Origin of the sequence: Pectinatus frisingensis, assembly GCF_014076555.1 — a bacterium.
GTDB lineage: Bacteria > Bacillota > Negativicutes > Selenomonadales > Selenomonadaceae > Pectinatus > Pectinatus frisingensis.
The window spans coordinates 1,483,647-1,502,014 of record NZ_CP045424.1; the positions used below are offsets into that span (position 1 = coordinate 1,483,647).

An 18,368-nucleotide genomic window follows, 5' to 3' on the forward strand; every position below is an offset into this window, starting at 1 on the left:
TTTACACAAAATACTTGACAACCCCTTCATGACATGTAAAAATAACTTCTTTGCCTAGTCCCTTAGCAACTCCGGCTTCATAGTAAGCACCTTTATTTTGTGTAGTTAAATCTGTAATGACAAAAGAGGCTTTTTTTATTTCGTTTTCAATCTCTTGTGGTATGGATTTATTATGCTGATGCTCACTTATTATACATGGTTCATAACCAGCTTTAATAACGGCTTTTTTTATCAAATCTTTACATTCTTTTATAGGAAATTTTTTATTTTCCCAGTCAAATGACATTGCTATGAAAGCAGTTTTGCTTTTTTTGTAACGCTGCAGTGAATCAATTTTTTCCCATCCTTTAGGAGTAAATGTGAAATATTTTTGTTCGCCATCTAAAAAAACCATCTTTTTTAGAATATTAAACATCCCATCAATTTGCTCTTTTTTTTCATAATTTTGAGCCAATACAAAATTATAGTTTATATTGCTATAATCTAATAAACTGAAATGATCGCCTATGTTTTCTATTTTTGTATTTATTAATTCCATAACCATATCTATTTTTCTTGAAAATGTTTTAGGATATAAATTGTAAATATTGCTGATAGTATCAGGGCTTTGAATAGAAAAATTTTGGGAGATATCGATAGAAGAATGTATTCCAAAAGAAGGTTTATAATTATGCCTAATTACTCTTAGATAGTAAAATAATGCCATCTTTAATTTTTCATTTGCATTTATATCTTTATAATGAGTGTTTATAGATTCGTTATGCTGTAAAACATTTTTTAAATCGCTATTACATGAATATAACCCACAATTATAACAACAGAAATATGATAGCCCATCTTCTAAAATTAAATCTTTTTTTAATTCACTGCCACAAATAGGACATTGCTCTGCCATAAAACACATCTTCTTTCTATAAGCTAAAATATATAAACGTTTTCATATATATAATTACAATTATTCGTTACTTTATACACATAACTTGAAATATTTTCACATATCAATCAACTGGTACAATATCCGATGCACTTCATGCAAAATAAACCATTGCCTCGCCCCAACATAAATTGCTTGATATGAAAATTATTTAACTAACCATTGCCCTGCCAAGTCATTCTTTACTACTGGTTTTCCATAATTAATATTGTTCAGCCATTCACTTAGCAAGCTATTTGATATTGTATAATCAGTATTACCACCAGCTTTTTGAATTCTTATTTGAGCAACTGGGGTATTCAATAAATCGTTAATTGCCTCAATTGGTATAATAAAATGACCATAAGATCTATAAATATCACCAGTATCACCAATCATAAAGTAATTTTCATCAGGTGAATATGTCATATATACTTTATCAGCAACCTTTAATAAAACAGGACCGTTAAGTACATCTCCTATATTACCTATAGTCACAATATAGAAACAATATAAAGAAGTATTATTTTAAACAGTTTTTATAAAATCAAATTCATGGATACCCTTTAGTGTACAATTTGTCGTAATAGTCACATCACCAGTGAAATTATCCTTTGACACAGTGGTATTTGCATAGGAGATAGACACATTCAAAAGCATTATAAATAATATTAGTGTAAAAATTTTTTTACTGTTAATTTTGCTCACCTTTATTTTTAATATATTTATAGATTACGCAGTAGGCGTAAAATTTGCCATGTTATTAGTCCTTATTATAATTCCGCATACTAAAATGTCTTCTATATACTATATTACGGCAACGGCTTATAGTATTCAGTATATCAGCGTGTTTTTTTTCGAAATTATCAAGGCCTCTGACTATGATGTAAATTCCAGATAAAATAGGAATGATATCTTTGAATATAATTGTATTTGTGTCAGTTGATGGAAATAAATATATATACATAATGCCGGCACCAAATATCATTTCTATAATAGAATAAAATGTTCGCCAGTTACTGCGGATCCAAAAAACAGTAACACCACTTCCAACTAATAGATATAATATAACAACTTTTATAAAGTATGTTTTTATAACGATTATCCCAATTACTATAACAAGTAGTTGAATTAAAAACTGTTTAAAAAATTTTTTAGAAATATTTTTGACAATAAGTGAAACAAACATTATAGAGCCTAAAAAAGTCACATAAATTATATTGGTGCCATATGATAAATCACAGACGTAATTAAAAAAAAGCCAAAACACGCACATAATATAGACATGTACGGCAAATATTTCTGATATTCCTATAGCATATATTTTTAACATTTTGCTCCTTCAGTTATTATATGAAGCACATCAATTTATACCTAAATTTATATTGCATAGTATCATTTACCAGACTATAAACTGTTTTATGGGTCGCTATTTTTCAGATATCACCTTATGAATAAGTTTCCCATCAATATCATATCTGTAGAATAGCATGTACTTAACATGCTATTCTATTCAATCTTATGCTTATTCTTCTAAAAATAGATTTCTTTTATAACTTTTTAAGTCTTACAACATCTTCTGGTACAGAGTATATTCTTGAAAGATTCTTGACGGTACAGGAACCTATGTTTTTTATTTCACTATCAGGGATGATAATTTCTACTCCAAATATGTTAGCTTCCCTTTCTATCCGGTCAATTGATAAAAATGTATTATTTATTAAAAAGGGCGTGTTTACATGCGGGTGCATGATGGCATGCCCTAATTCGTGTGCACACACAAATTTAGATAATTCATAGTTAATACTATTATTTATGTGTATAATTTTTATTCTAAACTTATTGCTAAAATAGCCTAACGTTTTTGGCAGTAATTTTTCATAATTTACTAATATTCCGACATGTTCAGCAAGTAAAAAGGGATTATTAGTATTGTATTTGTTCATTAGCTTAACTGCTATCTTTTTTGCCTCCATGCCGTAGCCTCCTACTCATCTTTACGATACTTTTTAGGAGTAAATTTCTTTTTCGCCAATTGCTTTGATAATCGAAGCGTATTCTCCAATGAAGTACGCAGTATTTCCTTGTTATCATTATCAAGAGGTTCACCATAAAAAGATAATCCACTATCACTATCTAAATCAGACATCATTTTTTCTAGTTCTTTGGCAATATCTTTTTCATCTTTTTTATTTAATTCTGGCAGACTATTGTTTTCATTTCCTAATAGGTAATCAGTAGAAATATCAAAAAAAGTGGCTATTTTTTTTAACATTTCAGGATCGGGGGATGTTCTTCCAACTTCCCAGCTACCTATAGTTTGTTGTGAAACACCAAGAATAGTGGATAAGGTAGCTTGTGACAATCCTTTTCTGTTGCGTTCTTTTTTTAGTATTTTTGATAACATGTTAAATCCTCCTAGCTATAATATTACATCAAATTGTTGTTATTTAAAATATTTAACTACAAAATGAATATAAAAACATTGACAACTTCAAAATGTAGTAATATTATATACATATGGAGTAACTACAAAACGAAGTTAAACGGGAGGGGAAAAAATGAAAAAAAATTTATTACAAATTTTACGAGGTAATAAATCACAGAGCGAAATAGCTTCAAGTTATGGAGTTAGTCAGCAAGCGTGGTGTTCATGGGAAAGTGGGCGTACTGTCCCTAATAACGAAATCATGTTAAAAATGGAAAAAGAATTTTTAATACCTATGGAAGTAATTTTTTTTGATTCTTTTAACTACAAAAATGAGTTAAACAATGAGAAATCAGCGTGAGGTGATTGAATGAAATTTGTTATTGAAGGGACAATAGAATTTAGTTTTCGTCATGAAATTACTGCAAATAGTTTAAATGAAGCAGACGAAATAGCTGCCACTATGCCAGTCTCGGAAGTAAAACGAAAAGAATATCTTATAGATGATCTTCTAAATAAACCACAGATGGAAATCTTATATATAAAATGCAAAGATTAGATTTATTAGGTGCCATCATTGGGAGCCAAATATAGTTTGGTTATTTTACTATTATCCAAACCTGATGTATCATACTCAATTCTGACTGAAACTTGTATTGAGTAACCTTTTAATGAATCAATAAAAAAAGCGTCATTTTTTTGATACATTTTTTCTATAGTAAAAGAATATTGCCTCTCAGGTATAATCATTCCACGCGGAACAGCAAAATGTCCAGAAAAAGTAAGATGATTGTAAGACGTTACTATGCCTGTTATGAGAACAGGCTTCTCAGAAATTATTTTCTGACCTTGGAATAAATTAGCATTTTCATTTGATATATTTATACATTTTTGAGGTATATCTTTGGACGTTACTGATATTTCCCCTTTGTTATTAGACATAAAGGTAGAAGATAAGTTTTTTAACGGCTGACGAATATTTGATGCAACCTCATATACTGCGGGTGATACACAAACGATATTATTATCTCCGTTAATGTTAAACAGTATCGGATTAGTAGATGACTCAACCTTTATTTCCGGTGGATTATTTTCTTTAGTCTTAACTAAAACTTCCAATAAAAATTTAAAAGCAGTAAAGGTAGTGTCAATAAGCAATTTTGGATCAATAGTAACCTCACCTGACAATGCCAATACCTGTTGAACAGCAAATAATGATAAACCAGCATCAAATATAATTGAACCTTTGCGAATATTAGTGGCCATTATTTTATAATATTGCCGATCGCCTGTTCTTATTCTTTCATGACCTGTGTAATGCAGATATGTGCGATCAAATAAATTTTGAATATTAACTAACGTATTTCCAAGTATATAAAGATCAATTCCTTTTGAATTGGCCATCGTTCCATGTAATGAAATTGTTATAGCAGCTTTTTCCTCAGTCATGATTTCATTCCTTTGTAAGCTGGATTTTCCCATTTTCTTTTTCAAATTTGGCAATGTACTGTTCGATGATAAATTCAATTTCCATAGCTATAGAGCGACGTTCTTTTTCAGCTATTCTTTTTACTTTTTGGAAATTTTCATCTTGCAGTCTTAATGTAAATTGACGCTTATCAGTAGCCAATGTAAATTACTCCTTTTTGAAGTCTTTATGAATTCATTATACAAGCATAATATTTTTTATTCAAAGATTTTTATTGACTTCTTAGTGAATTCACTATAAAATAATTTTAAAGGTGGTGAATTCTAAATGATATCACTTGACAAAAAAGAATTAGTATCCATCAGAATCCCTGTAGATATGAATAGACGATTAAGTGCACATGTAAAGCAGCTTGGAATTTCAAAAAATGCTTTTGTACTGGGCTTATTAAACAAGGAATTGCGTAAACAAAAATCAACGTGAAAAGGAATTATGCCATGATCCACAATAAATTTTCTACTCTAATGGGTGCAAGAAGAGAAAAAATTACAGCTGTTGCAAAAGCAACTGGACTTTCTAGGACGACGCTCACTAACTTGTACTACGATCGGACAGCAAGTGTAGCAACGATTACTATTGATAAGCTGTGTACCTATTTTGGCTGTAATGTAGGTGATTTGTTCGAATGTGAGCATAAGTAATTAGCATAGGGAGGCGAGATAATGGAAAAAGAAAAGGCAAAAAGGCTTGAAAATGCTATTGATACAGTTCTTGCTATTTTACCAACATTGACAGAATTTGAATGGAAAAAAATAGTGTCGGTTATTGACCATACGTATTCATCAAAAGCCGCCAAGGTGCAACTTGACGGCAGTGACATTAATCTTCTTAAACGTAACTTTGATACTGAATTCTTTGGAAAACAGTCACAATGTCAAGAACCAATCGAGGCTAAACAAATTGCTCAAGCTTTACAGAGCGCTTTAGAAAGCACCTTAAAGAGGAAATCATTGTTATAGATTACCATTTCACTTATGAGGGCTGCGGCAAGTTTACCAGTGGATACATCGCCATTCTCATTAGTACAGTTTTTGGCAATGTGTGAACTGATTCTTTGTGGTAAATCTTCTGCAAGCATTTCAGCGTTCACAGACTGAAAAATTTTATTAAGTTCTTCATTTGTCATTAATAATCACCACTCTTTCTGACGTGATTATAACACAGAAAGAAGGTGAGAAAGTGGAAGAGACCAAGACAAGATATGAATACTTAAAAACCATGTCATCATTCGTGACAGATAAACTTGAGGAAGAGAAATTCGCAGTTAGCAAAAAGGAATTAGATGTTTTTTTTGAATTGCTGAAACTGGAACTCCAGTACAAGTACAATTTTTAATATCATGGAATCCATTCTTTAGCTTCTTTTAGAGCAGCATATATTTGTTTCATTGTTGAGTTATTTTCCAGATATAACATGCCATCAACTGTTAGATGACATCCCATTAATTTATAATCGGGGATTTCATCACCCATAACATTTATAAAGGTTATACCATCAATATAACCGTCATTATAAAGGCTTTTTAAAATGATGCGCAGCCGTCTATCAGAAATACCAAGTTTATTTAAATCAAAAATATTACTGCCTCGTTGACCGTTTTCAAATGCCACATCTATAGTTTTGAGGATTCTAAAAATTGCTTTTGAATAATTCATATAATCACCACTCTTTCTAGAGTGATTATATCATAAGAATTTGTTGCAGGAGGTGAGAATAATGTTCTGCTGGCGTTGTGGTAAACCGCTTCATAAAAACTATCATGTAATGATTTTGATGGATGGAACTCCGGTACCTGTTTGCAGAGATGACTACATGTGTCCTGAGTCAATAAGAGGCAGCCGTGTGAAACTCAATCTTAAAAGGAAAAAGACTACTAAATAATCTTTTCATCCTTATGTTAATTATCAACCAAAAGGAGGCACTAAACCATGAATGAATCTTTCGGACAAACAGCAGCTATTGCCAGAACCACTTCCGGTTTATCCCAGGAAGCAGCAAGTCAATTGCTTCATGTATCAACTAGAACCCTTAGTAATTATGAAAATAATATAACTAAAGTTCCTGACGAAATCGTTTATCAAATGATGAATATCTACCATTCCCAATCACTTGGTTGGAATTACCTTATCAACACATCTAAAGTAGCTAAAACCCTGATATCTGGTATCCGTTTTTCTTGCGGCATATCTTCTGGTGCACTTGGATTAGAAGTAAGTACAAACGAATTTCTTTCCATCAGAAATGATTTCAATCGTATATGTCTTGATGATGTCATTACGCCTGATGAACAGTCAACTTATGATAAATGCCGCAAAACAATACAAATGCTAATTGGTACTGGTATCAGCGCTTTAATTGCAATAAAAAAAGAGCCACAAACGCGGGAACGTTTAATGGCTCGAGTAAAAATTCTATAACTTTTATTATATCCTTTATCTAAAAATAAGGCAAGGAGGGTAATTATATGCGAATGACAGCAAAAGAATTTGCTAAAAAGAATAATATACCTTTATATACAGTGAAACGATACTGCAAAAAAGGAATATTTCGTTGCCATATGATTGGCAGGAAGTACAGCATTGATGTTGATTATGCATTAAAAGCTTTAACCCAGCTTGACGAACAACAGGCAGTATTAAATAAACCTATAAAACCTGCACCTTATGTTCGCAAACGAAAGATAAATACACAAAGTGACTTTTTGAAGGCATTGGACGATTTGAGACGAGGTATAGCATGATTGATGAATATATTATTCCCTGCATAGCAAGCTTTTTCTTGGGCGTTGGAATCACTTTAGTGTTTCTGAGTGCCAAGTTCAAAGAACCTGCCAATAAAGAGAACGGAAATATCGTAAATGAAAGAAGGTAACACTAGATGAAAAAGACATATATTTCAAAATTACTCACAGTAAAAAATCTGAAAAAAATATTAAAAACAGGAGGTATTGAAGCATGGTTAATAGAGATAAAAGTGAAAGGATAAACATTCTTCTTGCGAGGCTGCCTCTTTTTACACCGTATGGCTGGAAATGCCTTGGAATAATTGGACTGACGATAATCGTTACAGGTGTGATAGTATCATGAAATTTTATTTTACAATCGGAAATGGATTGCCTAAAAATTCAAGAAGATACAAATATTTATATACATTATTGTGATAAGGAGAATACTAATGAATGCTAAATTAATCATGACTGTTGCACAAATGCAGGATAGAGATAAATGGTTACAATCACGTATGGCAGGTATCGGTGGCAGTGATGCTGCGGTAGTTGTTGGATTAAACAGATGGAAATCATCTTTTCAATTGTGGATGGAAAAAGTTGGCCAAGTGGAACCGGAAGACCTAAGTGAAAATGAATACGTTTATTGGGGAACGGTTCTTGAAGAAGTGGTCGCAAAACGCTTTTGTGAACTGACTGATAAAAAAGTACAGCGCAGAGGACTTTTACAGCATGAAGACTATCCGTTTATTTTGGCCAGCGTTGACCGGATGGTAGTTGGTGAAAACGCAGGTCTTGAATGTAAGACCTGCAACGGATTTGCAGGTAAAGAATGGGAAGATGATAACCTTCCGGACTCATATTATGTACAATGCCAGCATTATATGCTCGTAACCGGCTGCGAAAAATGGTACATTGCCGTACTGATTGGCGGTAACCACTTCATCTGGAAGACAGTTGAGCGTAATGAGGAGGATATAAAACTGCTATTAGATGCAGAAATTAAATTTTGGGATATGGTCCAATCCAAAACAATGCCAAGTGTTGATTCTACAGATAATTGCAGTAAAGCATTAGCAAGCCATTTCAGCGGCGGTATGACAGAACCTGTCAGCTTGCCTTCTGATGCAGTATCGATTATAGAAAATATAAAAAATCTTGAGGATGCCAAAAAGGAAACAGAAAACAGTATCACTTACCGTAAAAATCAACTGCGTGAAATGATGGGCGATAATGAAATCGGTTATGCCAGTGATTATAAGGTTTCATGGAAAACACAAAACGGACGGACCACACTTGATAGCAAAAATCTTAAAAAAAATTATCCAGATATTTATGCACAATATTCAAAGGTTGGTAATCCGACACGTGTATTGAGAATTAGCTAAGGGGGAAGACAAATATGGCAACAACAAGAGGCGGAATTATAAAGACTGCTCATGATAACAATGTATCAGCAATAAATGGCGTTAAATCAATTAAAGATTTAGTAATATCAATGAAGTCGCAAATAGAAAAAGCACTTCCTTCAGTTATGACAGGAGAACGTTTCAGTAGGATGGTTTTAACTGCCATGAGTGCTAACCCACAATTACAGCAATGTTCTCCAAAAAGTTTTCTCGGGGCAATGATGCAGGCTGCACAATTAGGTGTTGAACCAAATACACCACTTGGGCAAGCATATTTAATACCATATAGAAACAAAGGCAATCTTGAGTGTCAATTTCAGCTTGGTTATAAAGGATTATTAGACCTTGCATATCGTTCTGGAGAAGTAACAATTATCCAGGCACATGAAGTTTGTGAGCATGATGTATTTGAATATGAATTCGGACTTGAACCAAAGCTTAAACATATACCGGCATTAAGGGACAAAGGGGCTGTTACACATTATTATGCAATGTTTAAAACAAAATCAGGTGGCTATGGTTTCCATGTAATGTCAGCTGATGAAGTCAGAGAACACGCTAAACAGTATAGCAAATCAGCAAATAGTTCTTATTCCCCTTGGACTACTAATTTTGATGAAATGGCTAAAAAGACAGTATTAAAGGCATGTTTAAAGTACGCTCCTGTTAAGACTGAATTTGTACGTGGTATTTCAGCTGACGAAACTATCAAAAGCAATATTTCAGATAGTATGGTGGCTGAAAATGATGAAACGACCTATGACGATATTAATGTAGATATTGAGACAGGTGAAATCAAAGAAGATCATACCGAGGATGACAGAATTTTAGAAGAATCTATAAAAGATGTGTAATAAATAGCAGGAGTGCAAAAATGACGAAAGACGAAATAATTGGTCAGCTTGAAAGTTTGAAGGCAAACGGCCTATATTTTGCTAAAAAAGCTAAGGCAGACGGGCAATGAAAAATGCATCACATTTATAAAAAGGAGTGATGCTGATGGCAAGACCGATAAAACAGGGGCTTGACTACTTTCCCTTAGATGTCGGTTTTTTGCAGGACGTTAAAGTGCGGCGAACAATGAGAGCTTGCGGAATTCAATCCATCCCGGTGCTAATCAGCCTACTGGCTAATATCTATCGTAATGAGGGGTATTTCCTTCGGTGGGACAATGATATGCCTTTCCTAATTGCTGACGAAATTGGGGTTAGTGAGGGCGCAGTTACCGCGACTGTCGATAAGGCGGTGCAGGTGGATTTCTTCAATGCCGATATGTACGAAAAATATAACGTATTGACTTCTTCCGGTATCCAGAGTCGTTTTTTTGACGCTGCATGCCGAAGAAGTGCAGTCCGTTACGACGCAAGATTTATGCTTATAAACGTTTCTGCATACAAAAACCTCGTTTATGTAGACAATAACTCAAAAAATGTAGACGATAATACACAAAGTAAAGTAAAGGAAAGTAAAGAAAATAAAAGTAAAGAAGTAGTAGTATGTCCTGCCAACGACGGCTTAAACAATTTAATTGATATTTATCAGGACAATATACGGCCTATTGCCACGCAGATAGAAAAAGACAGGCTTTTATCGCTGCTTGATGATTATAGTGTTGACGTTGTCATTAAGGCTATTGAAAGGGCTGTAATAAGAGGTAAACGCAATATTGGCTATATATCAGGGATATTAGATAAATGGCAGCAAAACGGTTACGATGACGGGCAGGTAAGTCAAACTGTTGTGAATAAAAAATCTGATGATAAAAAGCGCAGGGAGATGTTAAAAATATATGCAAGCAGAAAACGCAGCAACAATAATAAACCTTTTACAGGCTTCTTATCCAGCGGAAGCTTATAAATTAAATAATACTGTAGATGATCCTAAAGGTGATAAATTCAGCCTGATTTTACTTGAGATATTTGAGGCCGTACCTGACGAGATTATGGCTAAAGCTGTAAAGCTTGCAATAAAATCGTGCCAAAGATTACCATCAATTGGTGATATAGCAAAATGCGTTGATCAATGCAGACCTACGCCGAAATATCCAGGACTCCCTCAACCAAGGCATAAAATTGATATGGTCCTTATAAACGAAGCTTTCCGGTTAGCTATTGACCATAAATCCAATATTAATATTAGTGATAAACTAAGAACTTTCACTAAAAAATATTTTCCAGATATCACAGATGACTTGATACGCAAGAATTACCCTGAATTGTCAAATAACATGCGTACTGGTATGAAAATTGGTGGTCATCCGGTTGTTATGAAAATGAATAAATCGGGATATATTTGCACCTCAATTTATATACCTGAGTTTACTTGGCACAAAACCAACGGGATACCGGATGCATTTACTCAGGTGTTTGGAGAAGAGGCATAAAAATGACAGCAAAAGCTAAAAATGCATTATGTCGATATTGTTGTGCAAGTTGCAAGGATAACTACAAATTTGGCCAAAAATTTGTGCATAAATATTGCTATTTTTTTAGAGGGGAATGTGATCCGTCACCGTGGACACCGCAAAAAACACCGGAATCAGCACTAAGAAAAAGAATTTAAAAATTATACTTTTCGGCAGACCAGCAACCAAAAAGAATGGCAGTCGGATTATGCGCAGAGGAAAAGCAACGAGATTGCTTCCTTCAGAAGCTTTCGTAAAATATGAAAACGAATGTCTTTGGCAGCTAAAACGCTATCAAAAATATAAATTCGAACTGCCAATAAGAATACAATGCATATACTACCTGCCAAATAAAGCTAACTATCCTGACCTTGTTGGGCTTATGCAAGCTACTGCCGACATTCTTGAAAAAGCGCAGGTTATTGAAAATGACCGCCTGATAGTCAGCTGGGACGGCACATATATTTCCCCAACTCTTGATAAATTAAACCCAAGGGTTGAGGTAATTATTACAGATATGAATGATGTAGATACGCCAGATCCATATGTAATAAAAAAAAGAGCTGCTAAAATGCAATTGGGATTATTCTGATAAACGAACTTAAACAAGGATATGTAAAATGAAACCGGGACTTGTAATAAAAAAACATAGGACGCAGCATAGACAGTAACCCTTATCGTCAGGCAGCGGCTACGCGCAAAAAGTTGACATATGATGAGTTTAAAAGGAAAATGCTGCCAAGATTACCTGTAGTATACAAAAGCTTTATACAGGCTAAATTTGAAAGTACCATAAATCTCATACACAGTTTAAGATATAAGCTTTTAATTAAAAAATAATTGGGAGGTAGGATATGCTGATAACGACCGATGAAGCACAAAAAATAGCCGAATGTTTTAATGAGGACAGAAAAACGGCAGAACGATATTTACTGCATTTTAAAAAAATTGAAGCTGATTATGAAGAACAAAAAGAAGCATATGTGAACTACAAAGAAAATGATGACAATGTCGGCGGCGGTCGGTCTGGTGTCGGCAATCCTACGGAACAGAAAGCCTTAAAAAATATTGAATATGATAATTTAAGCCAGTCTGCACGATGGCTTAAAGCTGTTACTATATGCCGGGCTGGGTTGGGAGAAAGAAAAAATATATTTATAACTTGCCGTATAGAAGCAGAGACACGAGCGTTCAGAAATGGAGATCGGGGGCGCAAGGCGTGGATTATATATACTCAGCAACGATATAACCAAGAAATAGAAAAAAGGTTTCTAAGTAATGAAAGTATCGCAGAAATTACTGTTCGCAGATGGTGGCAAAGTATAATAGACAGGGTCGTGTATATTGCAAATAAAATATATAAATAAAAAAAGATGAGCGTTTATTAGTTATATTACATAGTAAAATAGTATCGTCGATAGGCTAGACAAACGCCTTCTAAGCTTAAACATAAACACTCGCAGCAAGTGACACAATACGGTCTAACCTAAGGATGGTATTATCTAAGTATTATGGAACTATAGCAAATCATTAAGCTGTTATCTTAAACGATAGCGGCTATTTTAATAGGTGAAATAAAATGACAGTATATTGCGATAATAAAGGTTGCATATATCATAAAAATAAAACATGTACATCGGGCAACATATATTATATAAAACGTAAATGTCAATCATATTGCAATGCAGCTGATATAAACAGTCTGTGCAGGTCTGGTATTCCGAGAGTAAGGCGTGAACATGGTCGAATAAAGGCAGTTAACGGAGACGTGCTTAAATAGCTGCGCATGAACGTGTGCGGTTCCTAATGCTCAATTTCAAAATAAATAAAGGATGGTGGTGACTATGTAAATTGGCAAGAGCAAGAAGTCCTGAACGAAATAGAGCATTTGAACTATGGAAAGAATCTGGCGGTAAAATGCTGCTTAAAGATATTGCTGAAAAGCTTGGGGTATCTGATAGCCAAATCCGCAAATGGAAAAACATAGACAAATGGGACGAAAAATTAAAATGTAATGTTACTATTGGCAAAGGTAACGTTACCAGTAAACTCAATAGTAACGTTACCATTCATAAAAAGAAACATGGACCTCCAACCGGCAATAAAAATGCTACTGGTCACGGTGCGCCAAAGGGTAATAAAAATGCTATTGGCAATCGTGGTGGACATGCACCACCTAAAAATCAGAATGCAGTCAGACATGGCCTTTATGCAAAGTATCTGCCGCAAGAAACTTTAGAGATAGCAGAAAATATTTCAATGATATCACCTATTGACCTTTTATGGGATAATATATGCATCAAGTACGCATCAATTCTCAGGGCACAGAAACTGATGTATGTCGATAATAGTGAAGATTTTACAAAAAGGACAGTAACTGATGGTGTCGAAATAACAGGATATTCATATCAGGAAGCATGGGATAAACATGCTTCCTTTTTGCGTGCACAGGCTGCGGCAATGAAAACCTTGACATCGATGATTAAAGAATATGAAGAACTTTGTAAATCCGACCTTTCAACCCAGGAACAACAGCTGCGCATAGATAAGCTCAAAGCAGAAGTCGTGGCAATGAACTCCGGAGCCGACAATGAAAAGGTGACAATTGTAGATGATATAGGATAAAACTAATGTCTAAAATAAAATTGAGCAATATCATTGCACCGACTTTTAAAAATGTACACAAAGACATAAAACATCATAAATACACCCATTACTGGGAAAAAGGCGGTCGTGGCAGTACCAAATCGTCATTCATAAGTATTGAAATACCATTGCTTATCTTGAAAAATTCCAACTGTCATGCGGTTGTGCTGCGTAAGGTCGCCAATACTCTGCGTCACAGCGTATATTCACAGGTTAAATGGGGAATCGATCAACTAGGTCTAAACGGTCAATTTACCGATCGGGTAAGCCCGCTGGAATTCGAATACAAAAAAACTGGCCAAAAAATATTGTTTTTTGGTGTTGATGATAAAACAAAAATTAAATCTATCAAGCTGCCATTTGGTTATATTGGCATCGTCTGGTATGAAGAACTTGACCAATTCACTGGTATGGAAGAAATCCGCAGCCTCAATCAATCGCTCATGCGTGGCGGTGACAAGTTCTGGTGTTTTGCCTCTTTTAACCCACCTAAAAGTCGCGATAATTGGGTAAATACTGAACAACTTACCGACGATAATGACCGCCTGATACATCATTCCACCTATTTAGAAGTACCGCGGCAATGGTTGGGCGAGCAGTTTTTTCTTGAAGCTGAAAAACTTAAAACCAAAAACGAAATTTTATATGACCACGAGTATAAAGGCGAAGTAACCGGCACTGGCGGTGATGTATTCGAAAATGTTGAAGATATGCGCATGAGTGATGAAATTATCGCCAATTTTGATCGCCTGCATTATGGACTCGACTTTGGTTTCAGCATGGACCCACTTGCATTTTTATCAATGCATTACGATAAAAAACGTGAAATACTTTATATCTTCGATGAGATATATCAACAGAAACTAAAGAATAAACGTGCTGCCCTGCTTATAAAGCCCAAGACAGGCCGCCGAATAATAACAGCTGACAGCGCCGAACCAAAGTCAATAAGTGACATGATAGAGTTCGGCCTGAATATTTATGGTGCCAGAAAAGGACCTGATAGCGTTGAGCACGGCATCAAATGGCTGCAGGACAGGGCGAAGATTTATATAGATAAGCATCGCTGCCCTAATACTTACCGCGAATTCATCAATTATGAATATGAACAGAATAAAGATGGGCAGTTTATATCTTCTTATCCGGATAAAAACAATCATACAATTGATGCTGCGCGGTATGGCCTGGAAAATGAAATGCGTGGAAGCGGCATGGAAGTTTTAAAGTGAGGTGACTTATTTTTGGATATATTGACTGCAAAAAAATTGATAATGAAACATACGCAAGGCCATGCAGCAGTCATAACAAAAGCAGTAACAGCCGAACGATATTATCGCAATAAAAATGATATTTTATATAAAAAAAATGCAGACGAAGAAAATGCGGAAAATCCTCTGCGCAGTGCTGACAACCGGGTACCGCGCAATTTTTATGGGCTGTTGGTCAATCAGAAAGCGTCATATATGTTTACCGCGCCGCCGCTGTTTGACGTAGGCAGTCAAGAGAGTAATCAGGTTATTTCTGACACCCTCGGAGATATTTATGCGAAAAACTGCAAAGATCTTTGTGTTAAGGCTTCGAATACAGGTATGGCATGGGTTCACTATTGGGTAGATGATAAACAGGTTTTTGACTACGGGATAATTGATGCAAAAGAAATTATACCTATATGGGACAGTCACCTGAATAAAAAGCTTTTGGCGGTCCTGCGTGTTTATAAAAATATTGATGATGAAGGCAAAACATGGAACATATATGAATATTGGACAGATACAGAATGTTGGTCATTTCAAAAGCTTGATGATGACACAATAGATTGTGAGCTGATACCATATTCAATGTTTATGAATTTTGCAGATGCAGGTTCTGGAACGGCGCCGAATCAGTTAAAGCATGACTTTGGCAAGATACCATTTATTCCCTTCCCAAATAATAATATTTGTACAGGAGATTTAGATAATATCAAAGCACTTGTTGATACTTATGATAAAGTCTATAGTGGTTTTGCCAACGATCTTGAGGATATCCAAGAAATAATATTTTTACTGACGAACTATAATGGTGCGAATTTAAATGAATTTTTAGCTGATATAAAAAAATATAAAACAGTGAAACTACAGTCGATCGGTGCAGATGATCATTCCGGACTTGAAACATTAACAATAGATATCCCGGTTGAAGCAAGAGAAAAGCTGCTCGATATGACAAGAAAAGCAATTTTCGAACAGGGACAGGGCGTTGATCCGCAGCCGCAGGATTTCGGTAATGCTTCCGGAGTTGCTTTAAAATATCTCTACTCATTATTGGAACTAAAAGCGGGGCTCATGGAAACTGAATTCAGACTGGGTTTTGGTATGCTGATACGCGCTATATGCGATCTTAAGGGTATCAAGATAAAAACTCTTACGCAGACCTGGACAAGGACCGCTATAGCAAATGATTTGGAATTAGCAACAATCTGTAAGGACTCCGTGGGTATTATCAGTAATAAAACCATATTAAAAAATCATCCGTTTGTAGAGAATGCTGATGAAGAAGAAAAACGGCTGGCAAAGGAAAAAGAACAATTAGCTGCGGAATCAGATAGCTACAAAGCGGCTTTTAATAAAGAAGGTGCAGCCAATGGGAACAGCTAATTACTGGCAGCAGCGTTTTGAGCAGTTGGAAGAGTTACTGCTGAATCTTGGTGACGTACAATATGTCGATATTGAAAAGCAGTTTAATCTTGCTATGCAGTCGATAGAAAAGGATATAACGCTCTGGTATAAGCGCCTTGCCGTAAATAATAATATTTCTTATGTCGATGCCAAGAAGTTTCTAACGTCTAAGGAATTAGAGGAATTCCACTGGACTGTTGAGGATTATATAAAAAAAGGCAAAGAAAACGCTGTTGCACAGCAATGGGTAAAGCAGCTGGAAAATGCTTCAGCCATGGTGCATATTTCAAGACTCGATGCATTAAAGCTGCAGCTGCAGCAGGAACTTGAAATATTATACGGCAACCAGGTTGATGATATTGACAAAACAATGCAGGATATCTATTCTAAAGGATTTTATAACACAGCCTTTGAAATAGATAAAGGCATTGGCGTTGGAACACAACTTAACCGCCTTGACAGCGACAAGGTAAAAATATTTATAGCAAAACCCTGGGCGGCAGACGGAAAGAATTTTTCCGACAGATTATGGCAGGATAAAGATAAACTGATAAATACGCTGCATACAGAAATCACCCAGGCAACTATCCGCGGCGATCCACTTGATAAGGCAGTAAATAATCTGGCACGTAAAATGAACAGTGCAAAGTCAGCAGCCGGGCGCATTGTCATGACTGAAACGGCTTTTTTTGCATCTGCTGCTCAAAAAGATGCTTTTAAAAATCTTGGGGTGGAAAAATACCAATTCGTGGCAACTCTGGACAGGAGAACATCGGCAATATGCCGGTCCATGGACAATAAGGTATTTAAACTAAGTGATTACCAGCCGGGAGTAACAGCTCCGCCGCTGCATTGCTGGTGCCGATCCTGCATTGTCCCTTATTTTGAAGACGATACTAAATCCATGCGGGCCGCGCGCACCGATAACGGCAAAACCTACAATGTACCCGCAGATATGTCCTATGATAAGTGGGAAAAAGAATTTATTAAAGAGGATAAAGCCAATCCTACTGAATCTGTTGCGAACGTCTCCACCAGCGGTTATAATAAAGGCATAGAAGCAACATACAAAAAAGCTCTGGCATTTGGTAAACGTACCGGCAATGAAGGTTTATACTGGATTGATAATAACGGTGATAGCGCTTATCCTGATCTGACGGGTACGCAAAATGCAGTCAGCTTTACGCCCAACCTGATAAAATTTTTACGGGATGCGGCATCCGGCAGTTTGACTTGTGTGCATAATCATCCGGGCAGCTCGTCGTTTTCACCAGAGGATTTAAATGTCATGTGCGCTTTTAACAGCATTGACTGCATGCGCGTCATTGCCCACGACGGAACGAGATACTTTGCCGAAGTAGGTAACGGTCAGCGGGTTTCACTGCCGACAATAAAAAAGTTGTATGATAAGATAATGTATGATTTGATAGGGGAATTTCGCAAAAGAATTAATTCGGGGGAACTGGATAATTCCCAGGCATGGAAAGAGCATTCGCATAAAATTATCGAGAAGGTCGCTGAAAAATATGGATGGACATACAGGAGGGAACTCAATGAAGAATGATGGAAAAATACTCATTCCTGATGAGTATTTGCCTGATTATTTTCTTTCGATTGATGATGAGAAAAAAAAGCGAGAGGAATGGAATAAAAAATCCGAAGATGCTTTTGAAAAACTAAATATTTCAAAATAACCA

At 35.4% G+C, this 18,368-nt stretch carries 28 protein-coding genes; 21 read left to right on the forward strand and 7 right to left on the reverse strand.

The genetic code is table 11. The features are described 5' to 3' along the window. Position 1: 1 nt before the first annotated feature. The 4 genes from F8M42_RS06950 to F8M42_RS06965 all read right to left on the reverse strand — a co-directional run bounded on the left by F8M42_RS06950 (position 2) and on the right by F8M42_RS06965 (position 3,320). Entirely contained in the window at positions 2–895 is an 894-nt protein-coding gene (locus F8M42_RS06950; protein ID WP_182185511.1) for a hypothetical protein, read from the reverse strand. Positions 896–1,081: 186 nt separating this feature from the next. After that, positions 1,082–1,411, reverse strand: a complete 330-nt coding sequence (locus F8M42_RS06955; RefSeq protein WP_182185513.1) for a hypothetical protein — start codon at positions 1,409–1,411, stop codon at positions 1,082–1,084. 1,052 nt (positions 1,412–2,463) lie between these two features. Next, positions 2,464–2,889 (reverse strand): ImmA/IrrE family metallo-endopeptidase, encoded by a 426-nt coding sequence (locus F8M42_RS06960; protein WP_182185515.1) that lies wholly within the window; start codon positions 2,887–2,889, stop codon positions 2,464–2,466. Positions 2,890–2,900: 11 nt separating this feature from the next. Beyond that, positions 2,901–3,320 (reverse strand): helix-turn-helix domain-containing protein, encoded by a 420-nt coding sequence (locus tag F8M42_RS06965; RefSeq protein WP_182185517.1) that lies wholly within the window; start codon positions 3,318–3,320, stop codon positions 2,901–2,903. A gap of 154 nt (positions 3,321–3,474) precedes the next feature. Between F8M42_RS06965 and F8M42_RS06970 the strand changes: the two genes are divergently transcribed. Continuing rightward, positions 3,475–3,702, forward strand: coding sequence for a helix-turn-helix transcriptional regulator (locus tag F8M42_RS06970; RefSeq protein WP_182185519.1), 228 nt, complete (start codon positions 3,475–3,477; stop codon positions 3,700–3,702). Positions 3,703–3,711: 9 nt separating this feature from the next. Continuing rightward, a complete protein-coding gene (locus F8M42_RS06975; RefSeq protein ID WP_182185521.1) occupies positions 3,712–3,900 on the forward strand; it encodes a hypothetical protein in 189 nt (62 codons plus the stop codon). 5 nt (positions 3,901–3,905) lie between these two features. Here F8M42_RS06975 and F8M42_RS06980 read toward each other — a convergent pair whose 3' ends face one another. Next, positions 3,906–4,790: a hypothetical protein gene (locus F8M42_RS06980; RefSeq protein ID WP_182185523.1), complete on the reverse strand. Its 885-nt coding sequence runs from the start codon at positions 4,788–4,790 to the stop codon at positions 3,906–3,908. A 4-nt stretch (positions 4,791–4,794) separates the two neighbouring features. Further along, entirely contained in the window at positions 4,795–4,971 is a 177-nt protein-coding gene (locus tag F8M42_RS06985) for an Arc family DNA-binding protein (protein ID WP_182185524.1), read from the reverse strand. A gap of 126 nt (positions 4,972–5,097) precedes the next feature. Here F8M42_RS06985 and F8M42_RS06990 point away from each other — a divergent pair, with 126 nt between their 5' ends. The 4 genes from F8M42_RS06990 to F8M42_RS07005 all read left to right on the forward strand — a co-directional run bounded on the left by F8M42_RS06990 (position 5,098) and on the right by F8M42_RS07005 (position 6,165). Beyond that, positions 5,098–5,253, forward strand: coding sequence for a hypothetical protein (locus tag F8M42_RS06990; protein ID WP_182185525.1), 156 nt, complete (start codon positions 5,098–5,100; stop codon positions 5,251–5,253). A gap of 41 nt (positions 5,254–5,294) precedes the next feature. Beyond that, positions 5,295–5,471 (forward strand): helix-turn-helix domain-containing protein, encoded by a 177-nt coding sequence (locus F8M42_RS13845; protein ID WP_407672871.1) that lies wholly within the window; start codon positions 5,295–5,297, stop codon positions 5,469–5,471. Between the two features lie 21 nt (positions 5,472–5,492). Continuing rightward, positions 5,493–5,789, forward strand: a complete 297-nt coding sequence (locus F8M42_RS07000; RefSeq protein ID WP_182185527.1) for a hypothetical protein — start codon at positions 5,493–5,495, stop codon at positions 5,787–5,789. Positions 5,790–6,009: 220 nt separating this feature from the next. Then, positions 6,010–6,165, forward strand: a complete 156-nt coding sequence (locus tag F8M42_RS07005; protein WP_182185528.1) for a hypothetical protein — start codon at positions 6,010–6,012, stop codon at positions 6,163–6,165. A 2-nt stretch (positions 6,166–6,167) separates the two neighbouring features. Here F8M42_RS07005 and F8M42_RS07010 read toward each other — a convergent pair whose 3' ends face one another. Continuing rightward, positions 6,168–6,485: a YjcQ family protein gene (locus F8M42_RS07010; protein WP_182185529.1), complete on the reverse strand. Its 318-nt coding sequence runs from the start codon at positions 6,483–6,485 to the stop codon at positions 6,168–6,170. Positions 6,486–6,546: 61 nt separating this feature from the next. Here F8M42_RS07010 and F8M42_RS07015 point away from each other — a divergent pair, with 61 nt between their 5' ends. The 15 genes from F8M42_RS07015 to F8M42_RS07080 all read left to right on the forward strand — a co-directional run bounded on the left by F8M42_RS07015 (position 6,547) and on the right by F8M42_RS07080 (position 18,365). Then, positions 6,547–6,711, forward strand: coding sequence for a hypothetical protein (locus F8M42_RS07015; RefSeq protein ID WP_182185530.1), 165 nt, complete (start codon positions 6,547–6,549; stop codon positions 6,709–6,711). A gap of 47 nt (positions 6,712–6,758) precedes the next feature. Continuing rightward, positions 6,759–7,247, forward strand: coding sequence for a helix-turn-helix transcriptional regulator (locus tag F8M42_RS07020; RefSeq protein WP_182185532.1), 489 nt, complete (start codon positions 6,759–6,761; stop codon positions 7,245–7,247). Between the two features lie 47 nt (positions 7,248–7,294). Next, entirely contained in the window at positions 7,295–7,570 is a 276-nt protein-coding gene (locus F8M42_RS07025; RefSeq protein ID WP_182185534.1) for a hypothetical protein, read from the forward strand. A 214-nt stretch (positions 7,571–7,784) separates the two neighbouring features. Next, positions 7,785–7,916 (forward strand): hypothetical protein, encoded by a 132-nt coding sequence (locus F8M42_RS13740; RefSeq protein ID WP_268233937.1) that lies wholly within the window; start codon positions 7,785–7,787, stop codon positions 7,914–7,916. A gap of 88 nt (positions 7,917–8,004) precedes the next feature. Continuing rightward, positions 8,005–8,943, forward strand: a complete 939-nt coding sequence (locus F8M42_RS07030; RefSeq protein WP_182185535.1) for a YqaJ viral recombinase family nuclease — start codon at positions 8,005–8,007, stop codon at positions 8,941–8,943. Positions 8,944–8,957: 14 nt separating this feature from the next. Further along, positions 8,958–9,818: a recombinase RecT gene (locus tag F8M42_RS07035; protein ID WP_182185537.1), complete on the forward strand. Its 861-nt coding sequence runs from the start codon at positions 8,958–8,960 to the stop codon at positions 9,816–9,818. 145 nt (positions 9,819–9,963) lie between these two features. Next, positions 9,964–10,821, forward strand: coding sequence for a Lin1244/Lin1753 domain-containing protein (locus F8M42_RS07040; protein ID WP_182185539.1), 858 nt, complete (start codon positions 9,964–9,966; stop codon positions 10,819–10,821). Beyond that, a complete protein-coding gene (locus tag F8M42_RS07045; RefSeq protein ID WP_182185541.1) occupies positions 10,754–11,347 on the forward strand; it encodes a hypothetical protein in 594 nt (197 codons plus the stop codon). Before F8M42_RS07040 ends, F8M42_RS07045 begins: the two co-directional genes overlap by 68 nt. A 130-nt stretch (positions 11,348–11,477) precedes the next feature. Further along, positions 11,478–11,960 (forward strand): RusA family crossover junction endodeoxyribonuclease, encoded by a 483-nt coding sequence (locus F8M42_RS07050; protein ID WP_229711289.1) that lies wholly within the window; start codon positions 11,478–11,480, stop codon positions 11,958–11,960. Positions 11,961–12,222: 262 nt separating this feature from the next. Further along, positions 12,223–12,735, forward strand: coding sequence for a hypothetical protein (locus F8M42_RS07055; protein WP_182185543.1), 513 nt, complete (start codon positions 12,223–12,225; stop codon positions 12,733–12,735). Positions 12,736–13,219: 484 nt separating this feature from the next. Beyond that, the gene (terS, locus tag F8M42_RS07060) at positions 13,220–13,993 is read left to right on the forward strand and encodes a phage terminase small subunit (RefSeq protein ID WP_182185544.1); all 774 of its coding nucleotides are present in this window, start codon (positions 13,220–13,222) and stop codon (positions 13,991–13,993) included. A gap of 5 nt (positions 13,994–13,998) precedes the next feature. Further along, positions 13,999–15,243, forward strand: coding sequence for a PBSX family phage terminase large subunit (locus tag F8M42_RS07065; protein WP_182185546.1), 1,245 nt, complete (start codon positions 13,999–14,001; stop codon positions 15,241–15,243). Positions 15,244–15,255: 12 nt separating this feature from the next. Beyond that, a complete protein-coding gene (locus F8M42_RS07070; RefSeq protein WP_182185548.1) occupies positions 15,256–16,650 on the forward strand; it encodes a phage portal protein in 1,395 nt (464 codons plus the stop codon). Beyond that, positions 16,637–18,235, forward strand: a complete 1,599-nt coding sequence (locus tag F8M42_RS07075) for a minor capsid protein (protein ID WP_182185550.1) — start codon at positions 16,637–16,639, stop codon at positions 18,233–18,235. The genes F8M42_RS07070 and F8M42_RS07075 overlap by 14 nt, the downstream gene beginning before the upstream one ends. Beyond that, a complete protein-coding gene (locus tag F8M42_RS07080) occupies positions 18,225–18,365 on the forward strand; it encodes a hypothetical protein (RefSeq protein WP_182185551.1) in 141 nt (46 codons plus the stop codon). The genes F8M42_RS07075 and F8M42_RS07080 overlap by 11 nt, the downstream gene beginning before the upstream one ends. The last annotated feature ends 3 nt before the right edge of the window (positions 18,366–18,368 follow it).